5 protein-coding genes are annotated in these 6,624 nt (G+C 38.5%); all 5 read right to left on the reverse strand.

What is annotated here, in order from left to right:
• Positions 1–247: 247 nt before the first annotated feature.
• On the reverse strand, positions 248–1,915 hold the full coding sequence (gene lonB / locus V7127_RS03620) for an ATP-dependent protease LonB (RefSeq protein WP_335483600.1): 1,668 nt from the start codon (positions 1,913–1,915) through the stop codon (positions 248–250).
• 217 nt (positions 1,916–2,132) lie between these two features.
• Positions 2,133–3,395 (reverse strand): ATP-dependent protease ATP-binding subunit ClpX, encoded by a 1,263-nt coding sequence (gene clpX / locus V7127_RS03625; RefSeq protein ID WP_335483602.1) that lies wholly within the window; start codon positions 3,393–3,395, stop codon positions 2,133–2,135.
• A 408-nt stretch (positions 3,396–3,803) separates the two neighbouring features.
• Positions 3,804–5,087, reverse strand: a complete 1,284-nt coding sequence (gene tig, locus V7127_RS03630) for a trigger factor (RefSeq protein WP_335483604.1) — start codon at positions 5,085–5,087, stop codon at positions 3,804–3,806.
• A gap of 161 nt (positions 5,088–5,248) precedes the next feature.
• Positions 5,249–6,277: a tetratricopeptide repeat protein gene (locus tag V7127_RS03635; protein WP_335483606.1), complete on the reverse strand. Its 1,029-nt coding sequence runs from the start codon at positions 6,275–6,277 to the stop codon at positions 5,249–5,251.
• Positions 6,278–6,358: 81 nt separating this feature from the next.
• Positions 6,359–6,624: hypothetical protein (locus V7127_RS03640; RefSeq protein ID WP_335483608.1), on the reverse strand; the 266-nt coding region annotated here is incomplete at its 5' end.

Below are 6,624 nucleotides of genomic sequence, written 5' to 3' on the forward strand. Positions count from 1 at the left end.
GGTTGGATGGACTTTTCACGATTCAGCTTGGGTCAAAGTGTCCGTCCAACAGGGTTGGATGGACTTTTCACACGTCAGCTTGGGTCAAAGTGTCCGTTCAGCGGGGCTGGATGGACATTTCATGCGTCAACTTGGACCAAAGTGTCCGTCCAACGGAGCTGGATGGACGCGTCAACCTATATCCGTCTTCTCGACATAAAGAAAACTTCGGCTTTCATGCTGGGAACAATTAGCCGAAGTTGACCATCTAGATGCTTTCTTTTTTTGCCAATTCGATTGAAGCAGTGATGGATTGTTCCAGGTGAAAGTTCTTCAATAAGGCTATTTCAAAAACTTCATTCAAATGGCTTACTGGAACAATTTTGATTCCGGTTATTTCTTTTAGTATGGATTGCATATTTTCTTTTGGAATAATAACGGTTTGGGCCCCAGCCTTTTTCGCTGCCTTTACCTTCGGATAAACACCGCCAACTGGTTTAACATGCCCATGAATACTTATTTCTCCTGTCATGGCAACTGTATGGTCAATAGGATACTTGTAAATGGCTGAATAAATCCCGGTAGCCATCGCAATACCTGCGGATGGGCCATCTATTGGAACACCGCCTGGAAAATTAACATGGATATCATAGTCGCTTGCTGGAACTCCCATCGAGCGAAGAACGGTTATTACATTTTCAACGGATCCTCTTGCCATACTTTTTCTGCGAATGGATTTTCCTTGTCCGCCAATACTTTCCTCTTCAACAATACCTGTAATATTTATACTGCCCTTATCTTTAGCTGGAATAATGGTAACCTCAATTTCAAGAAGGGCGCCTGAGTTTGGGCCATATACAGCTAGACCATTCACTAATCCCACTTCAGAACGGGTGTTTATTTTTCTTTCCATTCTTGGTGTTAGCTGACTCGATTGAATGACCCATTCGATGTCTTCATCTTTTATGTAATTTCGATCTTCTGTAATGGCAAGCCCTGCTGCAATTTGGATCATATTGACTACTTCACGGCCGTTCCGTGCGTAAGAAGCAAGAATCATTAATCCATTTTCACTAATGGCCAGATTAACTTTTTCTGCTGCTCTTCTGCCGACATCAGCGATTTCCTCTTCAGCCAGCTCCCGGAAAAATACCTCCATACATCTGGACCGAATGGCCGGAGGAATTTCACTTGGGGTTCTTGTAGTCGCTCCAATTAATCGAAAATCAGCTGGAAGCCCATTTTTAAAAATATCATGGATGTGGTTTGGAATTTGGGTATTCTCCTCATTATAATAGGCGCTTTCCAAGAATACTTTCCGATCCTCTAGCACTTTTAAAAGCTTATTCATTTGGATAGGATGAAGCTCCCCGATTTCATCAATAAATAGGACGCCGCCATGTGCATTTGTGACAGCCCCTTGTTTCGGCTGAGGTATGCCAGCTTGTCCCATGGCTCCTGCACCTTGATAAATAGGGTCGTGAACCGACCCGATCAGCGGGTCTGCAATCCCTCTTTCATCAAATCGGGCTGTAGTGGCATCCAATTCGATAAAGACAGATGAAAGTTTAAAAGGGGATTTTGCCGTCTTTTTCGCTTCTTCTAAAACTAATCTTGCTGCGGCTGTTTTTCCTACCCCTGGAGGTCCGTAGATGATCACATGCTGCGGGTTTGGGCTGCATAAGGCTGCTTTTAACGATTTTATTCCATCCTCTTGACCTACTATGTCTGCAAAGCTTGATGGGCGAACTTTTTCTGCTAAAGGCTCAGTTAAAGAGATGGATCTCATCTTTTTCAATTGGTCCATTTCTTTTCTTGATTCTCTATCAATTGATACTTTCTGTGTTCGTTGATTTTTAAGCAAATTCCAGAAATAAAGACCAATCACAATTCCAAAAAACAATTGAATAAATAAGGCGATCCCCGTCCAACTCATACTTTTCCCTCCTGCAATCTAGTTCTCGGTGATATATGCTAGTATCTCCCTGACTGAGTTGGAATAAACAAGATTTTGCTGTAAAAAGCTGGGGGGATTTTGTATTATACGGCTTGCAAATGTCCCTAATATCCAAGCAAAAAAGCCAAACCCTAAAGGGTTTGGCTTATAGTATTTGAAGAGAAAAGTTTACTCTTCTTGTATCCTCTGCAGCTTGTTATGCAGAAGTTCTTTCTTCTTTAACAATCGTTCCATCTTCAAGAATGAGCTTTGGTGATGTATTTTCTGTAATCGTTTCCTTTGTAATGATACATTTTTTAATATCATCACGCGAAGGAAGGTCAAACATAACATCCAGCATAATTCCTTCAATAATAGAACGAAGGCCGCGGGCTCCTGTTTTGCGCTCAATTGCTTTCTTCGCAATTTCCACTAGTGCCTCATCTTCAAATTCAAGCTCTACATCGTCAAGCTCGAGCATCTTTTGATATTGCTTTACTAATGCATTTTTTGGTTTAGTCAGAATTTCAATTAATGCTTCTTCATCTAGCAAGCCAAGACTTGCAATGACTGGAAGACGGCCAATAAATTCTGGGATTAAACCAAATTTCAGAAGATCCTCTGGAAGAACTTTAGTTAGAAGTTCTTTTTGATCTACCTCGGTATCCTTTGTAGTAGAACCAAAGCCAATAACCTTTTGACCTAAACGGCGCTTAATAATTTGTTCGATGCCGTCAAAGGCACCTCCACAAATAAATAAAATATTCGTTGTGTCAATTTGAATGAATTCCTGATGAGGGTGTTTACGGCCACCTTGAGGCGGAACGCTTGCCACAGTCCCCTCTAGAATTTTTAATAATGCTTGCTGAACCCCTTCACCAGAAACATCTCTAGTTATTGAAGGATTTTCTGATTTACGGGCTACCTTGTCGATTTCATCAATATAAATAATGCCTTTTTCTGCTTTCTCCACATCATAGTCTGCTGATTGAATAAGCTTTAATAAAATATTTTCAACATCTTCACCTACATAGCCTGCTTCTGTTAGAGAAGTAGCATCTGCAATAGCAAACGGCACATTTAAAATGCGAGCTAACGTTTGTGCTAATAAGGTTTTTCCGCTTCCCGTTGGTCCAATCATACAAATGTTACTTTTGAAAAGCTCCACATCATCGATTTTACTATTGGAATTAATACGCTTGTAATGATTATATACAGCTACTGATAATGATTTTTTCGCCTGATCCTGTCCAATTACGTATTCATCGAGAATGTCACGGATTTCAGCTGGTTTCGGGACATCTTTAAACTCAACTTCCTCTTCGGTTCCAAGCTCTTCTTCAACGATTTCGGTGCAGAGCTCTATACACTCATCACATATATATACACCTGGACCGGCAACAAGTTTTCGCACTTGATCCTGCGTTTTTCCACAGAAAGAACATTTTAATTGTCCTTTTTCATCACTAAATTTAAACAAATCCTTCACCCCTTAAAAAAACATCCATTCGTTATTATTTCCGCGAATCTTATGCAAACCGTTAGTATTTTAAACCTTTTCTTTACAATCAATTTTTTGTTATGTATTGCATTGTAACATATTTTCACAATGGACAGGAAATGAAAACACTTATGAGTCAGATATGTTCTATTATGTATCTTTGTTTGCAAAGAGGATTCACATTTTACTTATGTTAAAATTATATTCCTAATAAACTAAGCTTAACCATTATTGATTAATTTAAATCGAAAGAATTTATCCAAATCCTTCATATGTAGGTAATAAAAAGACGTTCTGTATGTTTATTATTTGTCCATTGTATAAAACAAGGCACGAATAAATCGCGCCTTGTTCATTATGTTTTCTTATTTGTAGGTGTGCTTATAATTAAACAGTTTTGCTGTTTTCTACTAAGAACTCAACTGCTTTTTTAATTTGAAGGTCAGTCTTAAGACTATCTAAACTTCCAAGAGCTTTTTCAATGCTTTCAACTGACATGTTGTACATTTCAGCCATTTTGCTAAGCTCAGCAGTTACTTCTTCGTCTGTTACTTCAATGTTCTCTGCTTTCGCAATTGCCTCAAGTGTTAAGTTTACACGTACGCGATTTTCTGCTTCTTCTTTCATTTGAGCGCTTAATGCATCTTTATCTTGACCAGAGAATTGGAAGTAAAGATCAAGGTTCATTCCTTGCATTTGAAGACGTTGTTCAAATTCATTCATCATGCGGTCGATTTCTGTATCAACCATTACAGATGGAAGGTCGATTTCAGCATTTTTTGTAGCTTTTTCTACTACAGTATCTTGAACAAAGTGCTCAGCTTCATGCTTCTTGCTATCTACTAAGCGTGTTTTTACTTTTTCTTTAAGAGCGTCTAAAGATTCAACTTCCTCGTCTGCATCTTTAGCGAACTCATCATCTAAAGCAGGAAGTTCTTTTGTTTTGATTTCATGAACAGTTACTTTAAACACAGCAGGCTTGCCAGCTAATTCAGCAGCATGGTACTCTTCAGGGAATGATACTTCAACATCCTTAGATTCGCCAGTTGCAGTGCCAACTAATTGATCTTCAAATCCAGGAATAAATTGACCTGAACCAAGCTCAAGAGAATAGTTTTCAGCTTTTCCACCTTCAAATGCTTCTCCGTCAACAAATCCTTCGAAGTCCATTACAACTGTGTCGCCTGTTTCAGCTTTGCCTTCTTCTTTCACGACAAGCTCAGCTTGTCTTTCTTGCATAGATTTAAGCTCGTTATTTACGTCTTCTTCAGTTACTTCTGTATCGAATTTTTCTACTTCAAGCCCTTTATATTCGCCAAGCTTTACTTCAGGCTTTAAAGTTACTTTTGCTGTGAAAATTAAGCTCTTGCCTTTTTCGATTTGTTCTACATCGATTTCTGGGCGATCTACTGGCTCAATTCCAGTTTCTTCGATTGCACCTGCATATGCTTCAGGTAGAAGAAAATCAACTGCATCTTGGTAAAGTGATTCAACACCGAAACGCTTTTCAAACATTCCGCGCGGCATTTTTCCTTTACGGAAGCCTGGTACATTAATTTGTTTAACGACTTTTTTAAATGCAGCGTCTAAACCTTCGTTTACCTTTTCTGCATCTACTTCAATTGTAAGAACTCCAACGTTCCCTTCTAGCTTTTCAAATTTAGCAGACATATAATTATTTCCCTCCAACAATCTATTATCATTTCATTCGTAACGAATTGGTATTGATACAGCTCGATTCCCAAGCATTATCATTTTTTTACATAATAAATACCATTTACATATACAACCATTATATTATAACATACAGACCCTAGCTTTCAACAATGAAGCTAATAATTTGGGGATGAAATTTCTTCTATTTTCTTTAAAAATGCCCTTGCTTGACCTATCTCTTTCTCCATAACTTTGTATCTTAAAGCGAGATCCTTTATAGAATAATGGAGTCCTTGATACTCCGCTGCAAGATGATGATAGGCAGCTCCCCAAACATTTTCACTAAAGGGCTTAAGCAGAAAAGGATATAGAATAAATAAATGGCGCTCTATCAAACTTTTGATATGTTCAAAGAGAATAGGGTCTTCATGTTCAAGCTGCTCGGCTACGATGTTTAGCAATTCATCCATCTGACTATTATGCTGAGCACCTTGGAGATTTGAAGGTCTTACTATCATCCATTCCCCGAGTTTTTGCACATTAACCTCTTTTTCATACTCATGTTCAATTAAAACATTTAATAGCATTGTTTTAAAGAATGGCTGTCCTTCACTTGACTCTAGATAAGCCTTTATTTGATTAATATAAGGCTTTAAGTTTCTATTTGTTAGCATTGTAGCCATTTGGATTTGCTCGTGCTGATCTTTTAATGAAAAAAGATCTATTTCCACATCCAAAGGTTCATCCTGAATAGGATCATCTGAATGAATATTGGGAGATGATTCAGCCATTCTTTTGCTAAATTGGAGCATACGTGTAAAATGCTCCATTTTATCTGCTGGTATTTCTTTTTCTTCTATTAATATTTCAATCGTCTTTACAATATCATCGTACTGATGTAATTGCACGAGAATCATTAAATAGAGGTCAATAATTTGAATATAATCTCCTATGCCCTTTTGGAGCATACTATTTGCCAATTCCTTTGCTTTCGTCAATTGGCCGGACTCAAAATAAGCAAGAACGAGCCCAATATGTATATCATTATTTTCTTGTTCTAATACTAAAGCCTCTTCAAGAAAATTAATCGCCTCACGGAACCTTTTTTGCTGAAGGCTTTCAAGTCCTTTTTCCAAAAGTCTCTTTTCCAGATCAGGAAAAAGGAGAACTTTATCGTTTAGTTTTTTCCGATTCCGTTTTTTCATTTATGTCACGCCGCTTCGTTTTTGAAGTTAGTGTAGCATGATTATGATTAAAGAACAAATGCGAAAGCGCCTTCGGAACAATCAAAGGACAATTGTCCCTGCGATGTTCATTCGCAGAAGCTTTCCTTTGTGGTCACCCCCGACAAGCACAAGACAAGCCTCTCGGAAAGGTTGTCTTTTACCTTTCTGGGAGGATTGATCGAAAAGTGTAGGCGACTGATCAGGGACGAAAAGCATAAGACGAGCCCTGCAGGAAGGCGTACTTTGCCTTCTGGAAGGGATTGGCTTATGTCTCGAGTCCCTAGGAGCCGAAACTAGACAAGCTTGTGACCTCGAGGTCGACAAAA

Origin of the sequence: Bacillus sp. JJ1773 (genome assembly GCF_036962035.1) — a bacterium.
GTDB lineage: Bacteria > Bacillota > Bacilli > Bacillales > Cytobacillaceae > Cytobacillus.